The organism is Bacillus sp. P4_D3 (assembly GCF_056401855.1).
The window spans coordinates 1-547 of the sequence record NZ_JBFUIN010001328.1; the positions used below are offsets into that span (position 1 = coordinate 1).

The window sequence follows — 547 nt, forward strand, 5'->3', positions numbered from 1 at the left end:
TCCATAGCCTGTATAACTCGTTGACGATCTTCTTCCTGTGTTTGCTCACGAAACTTTTGCATTTCTTCTGTATTTTGCTTTATATGTGTGTCTAACTGAAAACGTGGGAATCCAAAAGCTTCGTATTGATCCCCTACTGGTTTCGCAACGTTTTTCTTTAAAGCAGTAGATTCCAGCTCATTATTCACATTTACTAGCAACTTCACGCCATTGACCTGCGGAAGTTGCTTCTTTAAGTACGCGAACATAGGTGAAAATGTAATTCGTTCTGTACAAAGCGGCCAATATGCCTTCACTTCTTCTTCTGTAAATTGTTTATTCTCTGTTTCTAATGCAAATGTTGTTCTTGCAATATGAGAAAATGATTGCTTAAGCTTTGTTTCTAGCAACTCATATAATTCTGTCGGCAAAATACGTGGCACTTGTAAGTCAAAATGCCAACTTTTATTCGCTTTATCAATAACTAGCTTTTCAATTCCACCGCCATGTAAATATTGATTTATAAGGTCTTCTGGTATTTGCAACTGTTGGAGCAAAATTTGAAATC

1 protein-coding gene is annotated in these 547 nt (G+C 36.6%); it reads right to left on the reverse strand.

Features of this window, described 5'->3' with window-relative positions:
• Positions 1–547 (reverse strand): PolC-type DNA polymerase III N-terminal domain-containing protein (locus AC1DTM_RS31140; RefSeq protein WP_477001780.1); only part of this gene is annotated, 547 nt, incomplete at both ends.